The organism is Bacillus sp. 005/A4HT-01/001 (assembly GCF_004634445.1).
Taxonomy (GTDB): domain Bacteria; phylum Bacillota; class Bacilli; order Bacillales; family Bacillaceae; genus Bacillus; species Bacillus altitudinis.
The window spans coordinates 53,409-71,339 of sequence record NZ_SEIZ01000007.1; the positions used below are offsets into that span (position 1 = coordinate 53,409).

Genomic DNA, 17,931 nt, shown 5'->3' on the forward strand with positions numbered 1-17,931 from the left:
CTAAAATGAACTTTATTTTAGCCCTTTGTCTTCTTTTCATCTTATGAATGTTCTTTCCCTATTTCCGGCAGGATCGTTTTGGCTAAACGCTGGTCCATTTCTTCATATTCATCATAATGAATCGTTTCATATAGCTCTTTTCTCGTTTGCATGTCCTCCAGCATTCCCTGTTGCGTCCCCTTTTCCTTAATCTCTGTAAATAAACGCTCATACGCTTTTGCAGCAACTCTCAGGGATGACACTGGATAAATAACCATTTGAAAGCCAAACATAGAAAATTCGTCTATATGATAATAAGGTGTTTTTCCAAACTCCGTCATGTTTGCAAGAAGCGGCCCTTTTATATTGTTTGAAGCATACGTGAAATCTTCTGCTGTAATCAGCGCCTCGGGAAAAATGGCATCTGCTCCTGCTTCTAGATAGAGATTAGCCCGGTGAATCACATCCTCCATCCCGTTTACTGACTTCGCATCCGTTCTTGCGATGACAAGAAGTGTAGGTGCCGCTTGTTTGATCGCTTTGATTTTCGCCATCATGTCTTCTACAGAAACAAGTAATTTTCCGTTTAAATGTCCGCATTTCTTCGGCATTTGCTGATCTTCAATTTGAACAGCCGCTACCTTGCTCTCAACCATCTCTTTTGCTGCTCTGGCTGCATTTAATACACCGCCATAGCCAGTATCCATATCAACTAAAAGAGGCAGCTGAGAAGCTCGAATGATTTCCTTTGCCTTTTCCGCCATTTCAGTGGAATGAATCATACCAAGGTCAGGAAGCCCTTTGCTTGCGCAAAAAGCGGCACCCGATAAATAAAGCCCTTGAAATCCCATTTTCCTCGCATAGAGCGCAGACATTCCATCGTGAACGCCTGGAATTTGAAATAAAGCGGATTTGTGCATTTGCTCTTTAAAAGCTGCGGCTAAGTCAGCTTGATTTACTTCATCATTCACGATCCACACACTAGCTCCCCCTTATATGACAAATAAATCCATAAATGCTGGTACTGTCGTTGTTTTTAATTGATTTGGATTTTGACAAAGTGAAACAATTTGATCGACTTGTTTTTGTGGAAATCTCGTTTTCAAATGATATGCCCATTTTTTTTCAAGCAGCGGGATCCCTTCCTGCCTTCTTCTACGATGACCAAGCGGATATTCAATTTCGATTCGATCTGTCATCGTTCCGTCTTTAAAGAAGATTTGAACACAATTTGCAATTGATCTCTTTTTCGGATCTAAATAGTCTTCTGTATACTGTTTATCTTCTTTGACGATCATTTGATCACGCAAACGGTCAATGAGCGGATTCTGCGCCGTTTCTTCTTCATAATGATCAGCGGTCAGCTCACCATAGATTAACCCAATGGCTGTAATATACTGCAAGCAATGGTCACGGTCTGCCGGGTTGTAAAGCGGTCCTTTTTTATCAATAATTCGAATGGCTGATTCATGTGTCGTAATCTCTATCCTGTCAATCTCATCTAAACGGTCTTTTACCGCGTCATGTAGAATGACAGCGGCCTCAGCGGCAGTTTGCGCATGAAATTCTGCTGGATAGGCAATTTTAAAGAGTACATTTTCGATCACATATGACCCGAGCGGCTGGGCAAGTGTGAGTGGTTTTCCTTTCATTAACACATCTTCAAATCCCCACTTTTCTGCACTGAGGGGCGTTTGATAGCCCATTTCTCCTTTCAATGTCATCATCGCCAGTCTCACCGCACGGCTTGTAGCATCCCCTGCTGCCCACGATTTCCTTGATCCTGTGTTCGGGGCATGCCGGTACGTTCTAAGCGGTGAATTATCCACAAAAGCTTGTGATAACACATGCTGCACATCTTCTTTCGTTCCGCCAAGCATTGCACAAACGACTGCACTTGATGCCACCTTGACAAAAAGAACATGATCCAAGCCATTTCGATTCAAACAATTTTCTAAAGCAAGCACACCTTGTATTTCATGTGCCTTTACAATCGCATGCAGTACGTCATTCATCGAAAGCGGTTCTTCTCCGTTTGCAAGCCTCGTTCTGCTGATATAATCGCTTACAGCCAATATCCCGCCCAGGTTATCTGATGGATGGCCCCACTCCTGTGCAAGCCACGTGTCATTATAATCTAACCAGCGGATCATACATCCTATATTAAACGCCGCTTGAACAGGATCTAATACAAATGAAGTGCCGGGCACTCTTGCTCCGTTAGGGACAACAGTTCCAGGTACGATTGGTCCAAGATGCTTCGTACATTCTGGAAAGTTGAGCGCCAGCATTCCGCAGCCGAGTGTATCCATGAGTACATACCGAGCTGTTTCAATGGCCTCTTTGCTCGTAATTTCTCCATCCACGGCATAGGCTGCGATATCTTCTAATAGTTGATCTGTTTGATTGGCTACTGCTGTTTTATTCATATTCATTCCCCCGTTTTTCCATCATCATTTGAGACTTTTAATCCTCTTGGTCCTAAATACCGTACTCTCGGTCTAAAAATCCGATTGTGTGAATGCTGCTCGATGACATGCGCTGCTAATCCGCTTGCTCTCGCAGCAAAGAAAATCGGTGTATAAAGTGAAATAGGAATGCCGAGCACGTAATAAATAGGTGCTGCGTAATAATCAAGGTTTGGATAGAGGTTTTTCTTTTCTTTCATGTATGCCTCGCCTGCGACGCACATGTCATACAGCGTCGTGTCTCCTTTTGATTCGGTAAGCGTTTTCAACGATCGTTTTAAAAGAGCCGCTCTTGGGTCCATTTTTCTCATGTATACCCGGTGTCCAAAGCCCATCATTTTTTCTTTTGCGGCTAATTTACGTTCAATGAGCGCAAGGAAACCTTCAGTTGTTTTGCCTTCGAGCAACATATGCATGACTGCTTCGTTTGCGCCTCCGTGTAAGTCACCTTTTAATGAAGAAATCGCTCCAGTAAAAGCACCATACATGTCAGAATGAGTAGATGCAATGACTCTTGCTGCAAATGTTGAATTCGGCAGCTCATGCTCACTATAAAGCGTGAGTGTTTGGTCAAATGCTTTGATTTCGTCTTGTGCCGGAGTGCGGCCTGTTAACATCGCTAGAAAGTTTTCAGTGTAGGATTTGGTCTGGTCTGGAGTAGGTGTGGTGTCTTGTGTGAGAATATGATAGCTTCCCGCAACAATCGCTGGCAGCTGTCCAAGTAATCGAACGGCACGCGCTTGTTGGCATACTTCTGATCGATCATTCAGTTGTTCATCGTACCCTGCAAGAGCAGATAAACACGTTCTCATGGCATCCATTGGGTGAGTGGTTTTTGGCAGTTTTGTCAAAATGGTTTGAATGGTTGGATGTAAGCTTGTTTGTGAGGAAATATCTTGCTGAAATTGGTGATATTCCATTGCATCTGGTAATCTTCCGTAAATGAGCAGATAGGCTGTTTCTAAGTACGTCTTGTTTTGTGCCAGCTCGATGAGGTCATAACCGCGAATCACAATTTCTTCTTGCTGGACATCTAGGAACGAAATTGACGTTTCGCTTGCCACAATGTCTTCAAGCCCCGGTTTGTACTGCAATTGTTCAGTCATCATATAACCCCCGTTTCGTTCAATTGTGTTCTCCAAACGAGCAAACGGCCAGACATGATGTGATTCTATAGGTGGGAAGATACCGTGCAAGTCGGATACCCAATTCCCATTTTATCCAAAGCACTTCATCTTGTAAATAAAAGAACGTATGTCCAAATGGACATACGTTAGCTGTAGTATGGAGAAATAATGATATATACGATGACACCTGTTAGACTGACATAGAGCCAAAGAGGCATGGTCCATCTGGCAATTTTACGATGACGTTCGACTTGCATTTGTGCGCCTCTAAAGAGAGTGATCAGTGCAAGCGGTACAATGACGGCAGATAAGACGATATGTGTGATGAGAATAAAGAAGTAAATCGGACGAATGATTCCTTCTCCCCCAAAGTGTGTATCAGCTGCCATTGAATGATACGTCACATACGAAATTAAAAAGACAAGTGTTGTTGAAAAAGCCGCAAAGATAAATCGTCTATGGGCTTTAATGTTCTTTTGTTTAATCATAATGAGCGCTGAAAGTAAAAAGATAAACGTAAAACTGTTCATCACGGCATTCAGTAACGGCAGAAATGTAATATCCAGATGACTAAATTTATCTGTTTTTGGCATGAAAAATAATAAAGCAATTAAGCCGTTTATGGCAATTGTTAAAAAGACAACAATGCCGGTGAAATTTTTCGGTTTTTGATTCTGTTCGTTCATGTTTGAAAACCTCTCTTTATTAGTTCCGACTAAGAGTATGTTATTTAACTTTCTCTCTAAAGTCAATGAATTCGCTGTCTTCGTCGAATTTTAGACAAACTTGCCGATTGCCTGCCTTCTAGCGGCTTGAAAGATCCACTCACTTCCTTTAGAATGGGAATTTGTGTGGTTTTTATCAACTCTTCTATGAAAGGAGCAATAGACTTGTCAATCTTACAGGAAACAACAAAAGATGTGAAGACATTAGAGCAAGAATTACAGCAGTTGCAGTTCCAAATGTATCGAATGCAAGAAAATATAAAAGATATTTCAAAAAAAGCAAAGATTATTGGCATTGATCAAGCGAAGGAAGATGAATGGATGATCGTCTCTGCAATTGAGAATGCAGATACGTGCAAAATCATGTTAAGCGATTGCGAAAAAGCTTTTCGCGGACAATCTGATTTTTCCTTGATCGCGGAATATCCTGAAGAAGGAAAGATTCACATTGCCGATATTAAAGGCCCGCCTGATAATGGCTATGGATCAATTTGTATGAAGCATTTAAAAGAAATCGCAAGAGAGCAAAACATTCCAGTCATTACTGGGGATCTCGTCAAAAGAGATTGGAACCATGTGGACCGCCTGATTCATTTTTATGAAAAACACCATTTTGATGTCCAAATCAATTGGAAAGAGCAAAGCGGAGAAATTTATTGGGTGGACAGCTAACGACACAAAAACCAGCGTTGAGATGAGCTTATACGCTGGTTTTTGTCGAAAATGCGAATTTTTCAGAAAAATATGTGTATTTCCGGCCAAAAAAAGGTATAATAAAAGCATCAGGCCGCCACCTGATGCTTTCTTCCAAAAACAATAGACTACTAGTTAAGTACTTTCACTTTGACTGATTTTACGCCCCAATTTTTAGCTTGGGATTTGCTTGGTACGTGTACATCAATTTTGTTACCTTTAATTGCGCCGCCAGTATCTGCTGCGATGGCTTCACCGTAGCCTTCAACATAAACCTTACTTCCTAATGGAATGACATTAGGATCTACTGCGATTACTTTTGCATTTGGGTTTTTGTTTAAGTTTACCCCTGTTGCAGTGATACCTGAGATGCCACCATCATTTGCTGTATAAGCCGTAGCCGTTACAGTCATTTCTTTTTGTACACTTTGACTAGCAGAAGATGATTCTGCTTTAGCTGTTTCCTTTTTAGGAGCAGCTTTTTTCGTAGTTTGCTCTTTTTGGACAGGTGCCTGTTTTTGAACAGGTTCTGAGCTTACCGGAGCTGAGCTTTGACCAGCAACACTTAGTGTTGAACCAATCATAATTATATCTGAGTTTAAGTTATTCCAAGACTTAAGATCGCTAATTGACACATTGAATTTTTGAGCGATTTTCCAGAGGCTGTCCCCCTTCTGGACTTTGTACTGCTCCTGAGTTTTCTCTTTTGAAGAGATTGTCAATTTATCTCCTACATAGATCATGTCTGTAGATAAATTGTTCCAACCCTTTAGGTCCTTTAGAGACACATCATTTTTTTGAGAGATTCCCCAAAGTGTATCACCTTTCTGTACAGTGATTTCCTTTGCAGAAGCTTGCTGTGCTCCTAATGCTGTTGTTGAGATTGCTGCAACAGCAACCAAGGACATAATAGTCTTCTTCATAAAGTAAATCCTCCCTTGTTAGCTTTTTATGGCGGCTAACGAGTGCTATCGTAACATATGTAAATGTCATTTCAATAACAAAACGATATGTTTTAGATTACAGTTCCTTTACATGAAACATCTCTCTCCATTGGTAAATCAGCCCACTAAATGGCTCAATTCCGCATCATATCAAGGTTTTGAAGGGATGGAAATCATCATGATGAAAACGCGTCCAAGTGAAACGAAAAAAGTTTATTTTCCTTCTTCAAACTCTTTATTTTTTCTCTTTTTCTATAAATAAACGAATTTCTTCTAAAAAAACATCTCCATATTTCTCTCTTTTTTGTGCGCCGACACCTTTAATATTTAAAAGTTCTTCTTCTGTTTTAGGCTCTACTGCTGACATTTCCTTCAATGTTTGATCAGAAAAGACAACAAATGGCGGAACGCCCTGTTCTCTTGCCAACTTCATTCTGACCATTCTTAGCTGCTCAAATAATGCATCATTTTCTTGAATAGACTCTGCCTTTATCGCCTGCTTTTTATAGACGGTCTCCTGCCCCACTAGCACTTTCTTTCCTTTTTGTGTCACTTTTAGTGTTGGAAAAGCTCCTTCAGACATGTGTAAATACTCTTCCGTAATTAAAAATTCAATGAAATCACTGATATGTTGGGCTGAATGCTGTTTCATTAAAGCATAAGTAGGAAGCCGGTCGAAACCAAAATCAAGCACTTTTTTGTTTTTAGAGCCGGCTAATACTTGAGCAATCATCATTTTTCCGAATCGTTCGTTCATTCTAACGGTACACGACAAAACCATTTGTGCTTCTCTCGTGACGTCTTCACGCTCTCTCTCGTCTAGACAGTTGCTGCATTTTTGACAAGGGGCACTTGATGATTGGTCAAAGTAGTCCATCACAAATTGCTGAAGGCACTGTTCCGTATGACAGTAGTCTACCATTTGTCTCAGCTTGAGCAATTCATGCTGATACCGCACTTCATCTTCTGTTGATTGTTCAATGAGAAAGCGCTGCACGCGTACGCCTTGCGGTGAAAACAGCAAAATGCATTCACTTTCAAGCCCGTCTCTCCCGGCACGTCCTGCTTCTTGGTAGTAACTTTCAATATCTCTTGGAATTTGATGATGAATGACAAAACGTACATTAGACTTATTAATCCCCATACCAAATGCAGATGTAGCTACCATTACTTGAATATCATCATTTAAAAAAAGATTTTGCTGTTCTTCTCTCACTTCATCATCTAATCCTCCGTGATAAACACCCGCTTTGATCTTTTGCTTTTTTAGACGATGATAAATTTGATCTGCTTCTTTTCGTGTGGCTGTATAAATAATGCCTGACTCAAGACTGTTTTTCTTCATATATTGTGTGATGAATTGGTCGCTGTTTTGCCCTTTCACTACTTGAAAAGACAAATTTTCTCTAGCAAAACCAGTAAAGATTGTTTCTTCTTCGTCCATGCCAAGCTGCTCACATATATCCTGTTGGACCTTCTTTGTAGCAGTGGCTGTTAATGCTACAATAACAGGCCTTTTTGAAAGCTTGTTTACACATTCTTGTATAAAGCGATAGCTCGGTCTAAAATCATGTCCCCACTCAGATATACAGTGCGCTTCATCTATAGCCATTAAAGGAATCGTCAATCGATCAAGCAGCTGAAAAAAACGTTCATTTTGTAAGCGTTCAGGGGTGATATAAAGCAAATCATACTCCCCCTGTTCACATTTTTTCAGCCTTGTATTCATTTCACCTGCTGAAAGTGTACTATTTAAAAAGGACGATCGTATTCCCATCTCATTTAACGCATCAACCTGATCTTTCATTAAAGAAATAAGCGGAGATACAACGATTGTCGTTCCTTCCATCATAAGGGCAGGAATCTGGTAGCAAACCGATTTCCCTCCACCTGTCGGCATAATGCAGACCGTATCCTTCCGTTTATTCACAATCGATTCAATGGCTTGTTTTTGTCCTTGTCTAAAAGCATCAAAGCCATAATATTGTTTAAGAAGTGCTTCAGCTTGTTGTAACATCCAATTCCCTCTCCGTCGTTTGTTTTGTCTATTTTAACATACATTTGTCCATCCACATTCGGTCTGTTCAAAATCGTATTTTGGACAAAATAAAAAGCCATTTTCCAAAAATGGAAAATGGCTTGAATCATCCTAGGAAAAGCTGCGGATGCCGTAATCTAAGTAAGAAAGTTTTAAACCACCACTCCTCAAAGTGGGTGTTTGCAGAAACGTTCCTGTCTTCCTCTCGAAGGAGGCGTGACATTCCGGATTCAATATAAAACTCCCTATTACAGCTTAAAGGTTAAAACTTAATTAACATTACGCGCATCGCAGCCTTTAAACTATACTACACGAAAGTTTATTAAATTTCAAGATATGTTTTTTCTAAAAAAATACTCATGTATACAAGATATTTGTCCATGTAGACGGGGAAAAACATTATGTTGAGAAAACATAATTTCCTCTCATCATGTTATTTTTCCTCATCTACATCAACATCTTGCTCTTCTTCTAGCCTTTCATACGTATCTGAATGTAATTGATCCATCGTTTCTCTATTTGTTAAATCACGCATTTGCTCAGAGAACGAACGGTCAAATTCATTTGGATCTTGATTGGTTTCTTCATTTTTCTTTGCATCAATTGAATAACGAGTATAGGGTACTGCTTTCAAACGTTCATATGGAATGTCTTTTCCTGTTTTTTCACAAATTCCATATGTTCCGTCTTCCATCCGCTTAAACGCCGCATCAATTTCACCTTCGAGCTGATCGTCGACTTGATCCAGCGTCTGTTCGGTCATGCGATCTAAATAGATGCTTCCGTGATCTGCGATATGGTTTCCAACACCATTTGAAATCTCATTCGATTCGACCAGCATGGATTCTTCTTTCTTTTTTGATCCTTTCACATCTTCTTTTAATTGAATAAGTCTTTCATATAAATTAGTTTTTTGCTCTTTCGTTAAGCTCACGGTCAATCACTCCTTTCTCTTTACCTTCCCGCTCCATGCGAAATGAAAACATCAAAAAAGCCGCCGCCTCTTTGGCAGCAGCTTTCTTCATTTAAAGATTGCGAAGTGCTTCTTCTACTGGTGTATCACCTTTGATTAAGTCAAAGGCTTTATTTTTCACATTGGATTCCGTTAAGCTTTCCACTAAGACAGTGGCTACATCTTCTCTTGAAATCTCAATGTCACGATCGTCTGGAATATGAGCCGCCGCTTCTATTTTCCCTGTCTTTTCCTCATGCAGCAGTGCTCCTGGCCGCACAATGGTGTAAGAAAGACCAGACTGTTTTAAATGTTCATCGGCTTTTCTTTTCGCTTCATAATAAATTTCCATACTGCCTTGTCCTTTTCCTTGATGAGGATCGTCGGCATTATAAGAACTCAGCATCACAAAATGCTGAATATTTTCTTTTTTGGCTGTATCAACGAGGCGTTTTGCCCCCTCTTGATCAACAGCGATGGTTTTATCTGCACCTGTTTTTGAGCCTGAACCAGCTGCAAAGATGACAGCTTCTGCTTGCTTCACAGCATCTGTCACATCCTTTTCAAGATCACCGATGACAGGCGCTGCACCAAGTTCTTTTAGCGCATCTGCTTGTTTTTCATCTCGAATGAGAGCAAGTGGCTCATGTCCTTTTTCTTTTAAATATCGAATGACAAGTCTCCCTGTATGTCCGTTTGCTCCAGCAACTAATACTTTCATTGTTCATTCTCCTTTCTGTATCTGTTTCATCTTTATCCTTTTTTGTTGGGATTCAAACACATGAATAGAAAAAAGCCTTCCCCACTGTAGTGGGAAAAGCTCAAGAGATGTGCGATAGATAAAAATAAGAACAAAGAATGAGAAAAGTGCATGTGATCTATGTAATCGCATCGTTGATCAGCAAAGATGTTTTGTTAAAATGGCCTGCACGTCACTCAAATCTGTATCTTTAGAAAAATCGAGTTCAAATACTTTTGAGCTTGTAACAAGCAGCATACCAGTGTCCTGATCAAACACGCCAGCTTCTTGAATGGCAAAACTTTCAATTGATCGATACGGCAAGGAGACCCTGACTTTCTTTTTAGAAAATACGCGGTTATCGCCAAAGATCAGTCGTTTATTGGTGAAACAAATTTGGTCGTGACGCAGTCTGTAAACAGCCTCAATTCTTTCTCCTTCAATTAATAAGGATTCGAATTTTTTATGATCATTTTGTTTACTGACAGAAAAAATACCCACGTAAACCCCCTCTTCCTGCATCAAATTCCTTTATGACAAAACGGCCACACGGCTCTGTGGGTACGTTTTATTCTCACTTATAGAATACGCTATAAATCGTCGTTATTCCATTACGAATAGATTAAATTTCATTTAACTTTTTCTTTTTGATCCGATGCTCTTTCCTCTACTTATTTAGACTGTTAAAGCAGGAAAAAAGTTTCAGTTTTTTCAAGAAATCATTCGTTATGAGACCATAAAAAAAACAGTGATTATGTAAAACCACTGTTTTAAATGACTATTCATCTTTCGGGGTATCAATCGTTCCTTCGGCATACACATCAGAAATTTGCTCAAGTGTAATCGCCATATCAGCATCTTCATTGTCATGCCAAGCATTTTGATGTTTCTGCTCTTCTTGCTGCTGCTTTTTCATCATCATCACCCTTTACTGTTTTTCTTAGTATGAGTGATGACCATCAAAATCATTCAGCAGAATTGTCTTCGAAATACTCTTTGTAATACCCGCCTACTTTACCCGTATTATCAACGACAAAGAGAAATTCCTCTGTTTCATTTTTCACATCATATGTGTGTCCAACCGTTAATGCCCGGTCAACCATATATTTTTTCGCATTTGTATGTACACATTTTACTTGTTTTACCGTTTCAGCCGTTTGCCAGTTTTGATGGATCATGATTTAAAAACTCCTTTTTTCATCTATACATTTATTGTAGCCAATTTTTCGTGAAATGCAATGAGTGTTATCGATTGCTTTCAAAGATGTCGTGTAATATGATAAATGTATACGTTTACATTCGTGTGCGTATACAAATGGCTTCATGTCCACTTTTTCCACCTAGAACTCGCAGAACAACCCATATCTTTAAGGAGGTTTGTTTATTTATGAGCTCTACAACACTTCAAATCAGTTCAAAACTCGAATCTTTTCTCCAAGGGACGAAAAAACTCTACATTAACGGTCAGTTTGTCACAAGTCATGATAATAAAACATTCTCTACGCCTAACCCTGCCACAGGAGAAACCCTTATTGATGTATATGAAGCAGGTGCAGCCGACATTGATGAGGCAGTAAAAGCTGCTAAAAAGGCGTTCCATGGACCTTGGCGTTCTATGTCTGCAGCCGAACGTGCCCGCTTGATGTTTAAGCTGGCAGATTTAATGGAAGAACACCAAGAAGAACTGGCTCAGCTGGAAACACTTGATAATGGAAAACCAATTAATGAAACAACCAATGCGGATATCCCTCTTGCCATTGAGCACATGCGCTATTATGCAGGGTGGACCACAAAAATGACTGGACAAACCCTTCCTGTTAGCCAGGGATATTTTAATTATACCCGCCATGAGCCTGTTGGCGTTGTGGGACAAATCATTCCTTGGAACTTCCCGCTGCTCATGGCCATGTGGAAAATGGGTGCTGCACTAGCAACAGGCTGCACCATCGTTTTAAAGCCAGCTGAACAAACGCCACTATCTGCTTTATATTTAGCTGAATTAGTGGATAAAGCCGGATTCCCAGAAGGCGTGATTAACATCGTTCCTGGATTCGGTGAAACAGCCGGTGAAGCATTAACCGATCACCCTGATGTCAATAAGCTGGCTTTCACTGGATCAACAAGTGTTGGGAAATTGATCATGGAGAAAGCAGCCAAATCCATCAAGCGTGTTACTTTAGAGCTTGGCGGAAAATCGCCGAATATTATTTTACCAGATGCTGATTTAAAGAAAGCCATTCCAGGTGCATTAAACGGCGTGATGTTTAACCAAGGTCAAGTGTGCTGTGCAGGATCAAGGGTCTTTGTGCACCGGAGCCAATATGATGAAGTCGTCGATCAAATGGCTAAATATGCGACATCATTAAAACAAGGAGCCGGTCTTCATCATGATACCCAGATTGGGCCTCTAGTGAGTAAAGAGCAGCATGAACGTGTGTTAGGTTACATCGAAAAAGGGAAGTCAGAAGGTGCAACAGCCGTAGTCGGTGGTGACTGCCCTTATGAAGCAGGCTATTTCGTCTCCCCTACTGTCTTTAGAGATGTAGAAGATGAAATGACAATCGCAAAAGAAGAGATCTTCGGTCCAGTTCTATCTGCGATTCCTTACGATTCCATTGATGAAGTGGTCGAACGGGCCAATCAATCTGACTATGGGTTAGCGGCAGGACTTTGGACAGAAAACTTAAAGCATGCCCACGATATCGCTGCACGCCTAGAAGCAGGAACCATTTGGGTCAACTGCTATAATGTCTTTGATGCCGCCTCCCCGTTTGGCGGATATAAACAGTCAGGCCTTGGCAGAGAAATGGGATCATATGCCCTAAACAACTATACAGAAGTCAAAAGCGTGTGGATTAATCTGCAAGATTAATCATTTAAGAAAGCCGGTGACGATGTCATCGGCTCAGATTGTTGACAAAGGGCTAAAATGAACTTGATTTTAGCCCTTTGTCTTCGTTTCAGCGTGATAGAAAACCTTTGCAGACTAGGAAGGACGAGTACTGGAGCGGAGCGAATTTGACATTCGTGAGCACCGGAACGCAGGACTGACAAAGAATGCGAGGGTTTGTCTACACGCTGAGCCGGTGACGATGTCATCGGCTTTTTTTGAGCTGTCATGTGACAGGCCGACTCCTGAATATAGTGATAAAGGAAAGGAGCATGGCCGAATGCAAGATTTTAAAACGAGAGTCAACGAATATATCGATGAACTGCACATGCAGGTAGAACGCAGACAAAGAGAAGATGGCGCATTTATTTTCTGCTTTGAAGGACCTATGATGACAAATGCTTTTTTCATTATGCTGTTAAAAGCCGTTGGTGACCCTGATCAGCAATTGATTCATCAATTGGCCGAAGCAATACATGCCAAACAAAATGAAGATGGTTCCTTTTCTTTGTATCATGACCAGTCGGGACATCTCACAGCTACAGTACAAGGTTATTGCGGCATGCTCGCATCTGGCAGATTTCAAAAAGACGAGCCCCATATGGAAAAAGCAGCACAATATATTCGCTCAAAAGGTGGACTAAAGAACGTTCATTTTATGACAAAGTGGATGCTTGCCGTAAATGGCATGCACCCTTGGCCCTACTTCTATGCACCTCTTTCCTTTTTACTCATCCCTACGTCTTTTCCGCTACACTTCTACCACCTTAGTGCCTATGCAAGGATTCATTTTGTACCCATGATGATCGCACTGAACAAACGGTATACCTCTCATGCTACGTTTCCATCATTAGCCCATCTTGATGAAAACATGTCTAAAAATCCATTTGACTGGTTTATGGCAAGAGAAGAACGTTCGACGGATCACTTCCTCATGTATATGCGGTCATATACAGCCCTCGACAGCCGGATCGACTTTTTCGGATATGAAGCGGCAAAGCGATACATGTTTGACCGTCTTGAAAAAGATGGGACGCTGTACAGTTACTTAAGTGCAACCATCTTTATGGTCTATGCCCTCATGAGCCTTGGGTACTCCCCTGGACATCATCTCATCCAAAAAGCAGTCAGAGGTATGAAAAAGCTCGTCACCTCCTGTCAAGGCAAGATATATGCTGAGAATTCCACCTCGACTGTGTGGGATACAGCGCTTGTCAGTTACGCTTCTCAAAGAGCAGGAAGAAAACGACAAGATCCCATGATCATGAATTCCTTCACCTATTTGCTGGACCGCCAGCAAATGAAGAAAGCGGATTGGGCAGTTCATAACCGGCATGCTGCTCCTGGTGGCTTTGGTTTCTCACATATCAATACGAATAATCCTGATTGTGATGACACGCAAATTGTGTTAAAAGCGATCCCAAAAGAATACGCTCCACTTCAGTGGAAACGAGGATATGACTGGCTTCTCTCCATGCAAAACCGTGATGGCGGCTTTTCTGCTTTCGAAAAAAATCAAGATCACTTTCTACTTCGTCACCTTCCGCTTGAATCTGCGGAGGATGCGGCGATTGATCCGTCAACTCCTGATATTACTGGTCGTGTGCTCCATTTGATTGGTTTAGAAGAAAAAGAGACTGCTTCACCCACGATTCTCAGGCAAAAAGATCGATGTGTAAAATGGCTCATTGACCACCAGGAGAAAAACGGATCATGGTTTGGCAGATGGGGTGTTTGTTATATTTATGGAACTTGGGCAGCGTTAACAGGACTGAAAGCGGCCGGCATTCCCTCCTCACACCCTGCTGTGCAAAAAGCGTGCCGTTTCCTAAAGCAGATTCAGCTTGAAGATGGCAGTTTCGGAGAATCGTGTAAAAGTGCAGAACTGAAAACCTATGTCCCGCTTTCCTTTGGCACAGTGGTTCAAACCGCATGGGCGACAGAGGCGCTCCTCCAATATGAGAAAGCAAATAACGCAGCCATTTTGAAAGCTGTCTCCTTTTTAGTGAACCATCACCATACTGAAGAAGCCATGTACTATCCGGTCGGCATTGGACTGCCAAAACAATTTTACATCACCTATCATAGCTACCCATTTGTGTTTCCGATGATGGCTTGTTCTACATTTTTAGAGGAAATGAGGCGTATACATGAATAAAGAAGAATATCGCTCACAGCTCAAAGAGTGGCTTAGCACGATTCAACATGTGTGGCAAGATGATAATATCCATCGAAAAGTGGAACATTTACGACTCAAAATGGAGGATGATGATTCCAGTGAACAAGAATGGTACGAACTAGCCGAAAGGATTGCAGAAGACATGCAGCATCCACACGAAGAAGTGCGCGATGTAGCAGTTGGAAATCATCAGTTACCACCACTGCCTTATCGGTATGACGCGCTCGAACCTTATATTTCAAAAGAAATCATGTACTTGCACCATCAAAAGCATCATCAAACTTATGTTGATGGGCTAAATCAAGCTGAACTTGCACTAAAAAAAGCAAGAAGAACCAATGACTTTACCATGATCAAGCATTGGGAACGTGAGCTTGCCTTTCATGGGGCAGGACATTATTTACATTGTATCTTTTGGTTTTCCATGAGTCCTTCAGGGAAAAGAAAACCTACTGGTCAAATGCTTCGTCTCATTGATCAATCATTTGGCAGCTATGAGGCGTTCAAGTCACATTTTTCAGCTGCTGCCAAACAAGTAGAAGGTGTCGGATGGGCGATTCTTGTATGGTCCCCTCGATCTCAGCGTTTAGACATTTTACAAGCAGAACGCCATCAGTTCCTCTCACAATGGGACATCATCCCCCTTCTTGCTCTTGATGTGTGGGAGCATGCCTATTACCTCCAATATCGAAATGAAAAGGCGCAATATGTAGACCGGTGGTGGAATGTCGTTGACTGGCGTGAGCCAGAAGCAAGACTAAAACAGGCTCAACAATTGAAATGGACACCTTTTTGATCGCATACTCCACATAGTTCATTTACTATGTGGGTTTTATTAGTTAACATAATAATATTATGAACACCCATTACAAAATCATAGGTTGTTTTTTCAGAAAATTCATTTAAAATAGAAAAGATATGAAAAGAAAGAGAGTTGAAAGATAGTATGAACACCCTTTTACACATTAGTCACTTTGCAGGAAGAACATTCGCTATATGGGTCATTGTCTTTGCTTGTCTAGGTTTTACTTTTCCTGCGGCATTTTCTTTGATTGGACCTTATATCCCTTTTTTACTGGGCATTATTATGTTTGGCATGGGGCTGACGCTGTCTTCTGAAGATCTTAAAGAGCTTTTTAGAAAGCCTCTTTATGTATTGATCGGGGTTTTAGCGCAGTATACACTGATGCCACTCATAGCATTTTTATTGGCCTATGGGTTACATTTGCCTTCTGAAATCGCTGTTGGTGTCATTCTCGTCGGCTGCTGTCCAGGCGGGACTGCATCCAATGTAATGACCTTTTTAGCGAAAGGGAATACGGCCTTATCTGTTGCCGTGACAACGATCTCGACCCTACTTGCTCCCATTTTGACCCCTGTTTTTATTTATATTTTTGCAAAATCTTGGTTATCTGTATCACCGGGTGCTTTGTTTTTGTCGATTGTCCAAGTTGTCTTAATTCCGATTATTTTAGGTGTCATCGTCAAATTGTTTTTTAAAAAACAAGTGACGTATGCTGTACAAGCACTCCCGCTTGTATCTGTTACTGGCATTGTCGCCATCATTGCAGCTGTTGTCAGTGCAAATAAAGAACAGATTCTGCAATCTGGACTGCTTATTTTTGCCGTTGTTGTTTTACATAATGCTCTTGGTCTATTATTGGGTTACCTCATTGCAAAATGGTGTAAAATGGACATTCCTTCTCAACGAGCAATTTCAATAGAAGTAGGGATGCAAAATTCTGGACTTGGCGCAGCCCTTGCGACCGCACATTTTTCTCCACTTGCCGCCGTTCCCAGTGCCATTTTTAGCGTATGGCATAATTTATCTGGCTCTTGGCTGGCAACATTTTGGTCAAAAAGAGGCTACCCAGAAAATAAAGACCAAAAAAGCTAGTACCGATGAGGGTACTAGCTTTTTCTTTCGATTATCCTTCAAGCAATAGCTGTTCAGGATCTTCAAGTAGATTTTTAATCGTGACAAGGAACCCAACAGCTTCTTTACCATCGACAATACGGTGGTCGTATGAAAGAGCTAAATACATCATTGGACGGTTTTCAAAGCGTTCTTCATCAATTGCAACAGGACGAAGTTGAATTTTATGCATACCTAAAATTCCAACTTGAGGACTGTTTAAAATTGGTGTTGAAAGCAGAGAACCAAATGTTCCTCCGTTTGTGATCGTGAATGATCCACCTTGTAATTCATTGAGCGATAATTTGTTATCTCTTGCTTTTTTCGCAAGATGACCGATTTCTTTTTCAATTCCAGCAAACGATAGTCTGTCTGCATCACGGACAACTGGTACCACAAGCCCTTCATTGGCGGCTACAGCAATACCGATGTCATAGAATTTTTTAATGACAAGCTCATCACCTTGAATTTCTGCGTTGAGAAGTGGATATTTTTTAAGTGCTGCTACCACTGCTTTTGTGAAGAAGGACATGAAGCCCAGTTTCACATCGTTTTGTTCAAGGAAGGCATCTTTGCGACGCTTTCTTAGATCCATGACAGCTGTCATATCGACTTCATTAAATGTTGTCAGCATCGCTGCCGTTTGTTGAACTTCAACTAAACGTTTTGCAATGGTTTGTCTGCGGCGTGACATTTTTTCACGCTCAACTGGTTTCCCTGCTTGATCATTTTGCACCGCAGCATTTGCTTTTGGCGCGGCTTTCGGTGCACTTGCAGGAGCTTCATTCTTTTGGTAAGAAGCTACATCCTGCTTTCGTACCCTGCCCAGCGGATCTGCGGTTGGAATCTCAGATAAGTCTAACCCCTTCTCTCTTGCTAGTTTTCTAGCTGCTGGAGAAGCGATCGTTCTGCCATTACCAGATTTCGGCTCTTCTTTTGCTGCCTCTTCTTTTTGTTCAGCTGCTGGTTCTTCTTTCGAAGCTGGTGCAGAATCTTGCTCAGGTGCTGGAGCTGCGGACTCGCTTCCGCCAGCTTCACCTGCTGCAATCGTTCCGATGACTTCTCCAACTTGGACAGTGTCACCAGAATCTTTCAGTACTTCTTTTAGAACACCAGATTCTTCAGCTGTCAATTCGACATTGACTTTATCTGTTTCAAGTTCTAACAGGTATTCCCCCTGCTCAACATAATCGCCCGGCTGTTTTAGCCACTGAGCAATTGTTCCTTCCGAGATTGATTCCGCTAGTTCAGGTACTTTAATTTCCGCCATTTTTCATTTCCC

18 protein-coding genes and 1 other RNA gene are annotated in these 17,931 nt (G+C 41.2%); 5 read left to right on the forward strand and 14 right to left on the reverse strand.

What is annotated here, in order from left to right:
• Nucleotides 1–41: 41 nt before the first annotated feature.
• The 4 genes from prpB to ES896_RS17170 all read right to left on the reverse strand — a co-directional run bounded on the left by prpB (nt 42) and on the right by ES896_RS17170 (nt 4,260).
• On the reverse strand, nt 42–959 hold the full coding sequence (gene prpB, locus ES896_RS17155; protein ID WP_135227094.1) for a methylisocitrate lyase: 918 nt from the start codon (nt 957–959) through the stop codon (nt 42–44).
• A 12-nt stretch (nt 960–971) separates the two neighbouring features.
• The gene (locus ES896_RS17160; protein WP_135227095.1) at nt 972–2,408 is read right to left on the reverse strand and encodes a bifunctional 2-methylcitrate dehydratase/aconitate hydratase; all 1,437 of its coding nucleotides are present in this window, start codon (nt 2,406–2,408) and stop codon (nt 972–974) included.
• A gap of 2 nt (nt 2,409–2,410) precedes the next feature.
• Nucleotides 2,411–3,553: a citrate synthase gene (gene mmgD, locus ES896_RS17165; RefSeq protein ID WP_058214061.1), complete on the reverse strand. Its 1,143-nt coding sequence runs from the start codon at nt 3,551–3,553 to the stop codon at nt 2,411–2,413.
• A 167-nt stretch (nt 3,554–3,720) separates the two neighbouring features.
• A complete protein-coding gene (locus ES896_RS17170; protein ID WP_135227096.1) occupies nt 3,721–4,260 on the reverse strand; it encodes a DUF420 domain-containing protein in 540 nt (179 codons plus the stop codon).
• 204 nt (nt 4,261–4,464) lie between these two features.
• Here ES896_RS17170 and ES896_RS17175 point away from each other — a divergent pair, with 204 nt between their 5' ends.
• Nucleotides 4,465–4,971, forward strand: a complete 507-nt coding sequence (locus tag ES896_RS17175; RefSeq protein ID WP_008346514.1) for a GNAT family protein — start codon at nt 4,465–4,467, stop codon at nt 4,969–4,971.
• 152 nt (nt 4,972–5,123) lie between these two features.
• Here the strand turns inward: ES896_RS17175 and ES896_RS17180 are convergent, their stop codons facing one another.
• The 8 genes from ES896_RS17180 to ES896_RS17215 all read right to left on the reverse strand — a co-directional run bounded on the left by ES896_RS17180 (nt 5,124) and on the right by ES896_RS17215 (nt 10,843).
• On the reverse strand, nt 5,124–5,915 hold the full coding sequence (locus ES896_RS17180) for a LysM peptidoglycan-binding and 3D domain-containing protein (RefSeq protein WP_135227097.1): 792 nt from the start codon (nt 5,913–5,915) through the stop codon (nt 5,124–5,126).
• Between the two features lie 256 nt (nt 5,916–6,171).
• A complete protein-coding gene (gene recQ, locus ES896_RS17185; RefSeq protein WP_135227098.1) occupies nt 6,172–7,953 on the reverse strand; it encodes a DNA helicase RecQ in 1,782 nt (593 codons plus the stop codon).
• 135 nt (nt 7,954–8,088) lie between these two features.
• Nucleotides 8,089–8,274: non-coding RNA, 6S RNA (gene ssrS, locus ES896_RS17190), on the reverse strand.
• Between the two features lie 133 nt (nt 8,275–8,407).
• Nucleotides 8,408–8,908 carry a TraR/DksA family transcriptional regulator gene (locus tag ES896_RS17195; protein WP_008346509.1) on the reverse strand — a complete coding sequence of 167 codons (501 nt, stop codon included), beginning with the start codon at nt 8,906–8,908 and terminating at the stop codon, nt 8,408–8,410.
• Nucleotides 8,909–8,999: 91 nt separating this feature from the next.
• On the reverse strand, nt 9,000–9,647 hold the full coding sequence (locus ES896_RS17200; RefSeq protein WP_017367442.1) for an SDR family oxidoreductase: 648 nt from the start codon (nt 9,645–9,647) through the stop codon (nt 9,000–9,002).
• A 177-nt stretch (nt 9,648–9,824) separates the two neighbouring features.
• Nucleotides 9,825–10,166, reverse strand: a complete 342-nt coding sequence (locus ES896_RS17205) for a PH domain-containing protein (protein ID WP_008346505.1) — start codon at nt 10,164–10,166, stop codon at nt 9,825–9,827.
• Between the two features lie 277 nt (nt 10,167–10,443).
• Nucleotides 10,444–10,581: a YozQ family protein gene (locus tag ES896_RS17210; protein WP_017359491.1), complete on the reverse strand. Its 138-nt coding sequence runs from the start codon at nt 10,579–10,581 to the stop codon at nt 10,444–10,446.
• Nucleotides 10,582–10,630: 49 nt separating this feature from the next.
• Entirely contained in the window at nt 10,631–10,843 is a 213-nt protein-coding gene (locus ES896_RS17215; protein ID WP_017367443.1) for a DUF6501 family protein, read from the reverse strand.
• Between the two features lie 209 nt (nt 10,844–11,052).
• Between ES896_RS17215 and ES896_RS17220 the strand changes: the two genes are divergently transcribed.
• Entirely contained in the window at nt 11,053–12,537 is a 1,485-nt protein-coding gene (locus tag ES896_RS17220; protein ID WP_017359492.1) for an aldehyde dehydrogenase family protein, read from the forward strand.
• On the opposite strand, the gene ES896_RS20190 is transcribed toward ES896_RS17220, so the two are convergent.
• On the reverse strand, nt 12,534–12,785 hold the full coding sequence (locus ES896_RS20190) for a hypothetical protein (RefSeq protein WP_156060890.1): 252 nt from the start codon (nt 12,783–12,785) through the stop codon (nt 12,534–12,536). The two genes, ES896_RS17220 and ES896_RS20190, sit on opposite strands and share 4 nt — an antisense overlap.
• A 50-nt stretch (nt 12,786–12,835) precedes the next feature.
• Here ES896_RS20190 and ES896_RS17225 point away from each other — a divergent pair, with 50 nt between their 5' ends.
• From ES896_RS17225 to ES896_RS17235, 3 genes are all read left to right on the forward strand, one after another.
• Nucleotides 12,836–14,713, forward strand: coding sequence for a terpene cyclase/mutase family protein (locus ES896_RS17225; protein WP_135227099.1), 1,878 nt, complete (start codon nt 12,836–12,838; stop codon nt 14,711–14,713).
• Nucleotides 14,706–15,530, forward strand: coding sequence for a superoxide dismutase (locus ES896_RS17230; RefSeq protein WP_135227100.1), 825 nt, complete (start codon nt 14,706–14,708; stop codon nt 15,528–15,530). The genes ES896_RS17225 and ES896_RS17230 overlap by 8 nt, the downstream gene beginning before the upstream one ends.
• Nucleotides 15,531–15,680: 150 nt before the next feature.
• Nucleotides 15,681–16,631, forward strand: coding sequence for a bile acid:sodium symporter family protein (locus tag ES896_RS17235; protein WP_135227101.1), 951 nt, complete (start codon nt 15,681–15,683; stop codon nt 16,629–16,631).
• Nucleotides 16,632–16,662: 31 nt separating this feature from the next.
• Here the strand turns inward: ES896_RS17235 and odhB are convergent, their stop codons facing one another.
• Nucleotides 16,663–17,919 (reverse strand): 2-oxoglutarate dehydrogenase complex dihydrolipoyllysine-residue succinyltransferase, encoded by a 1,257-nt coding sequence (gene odhB / locus ES896_RS17240; protein WP_007500721.1) that lies wholly within the window; start codon nt 17,917–17,919, stop codon nt 16,663–16,665.
• Nucleotides 17,920–17,931: the final 12 nt, after the last annotated feature.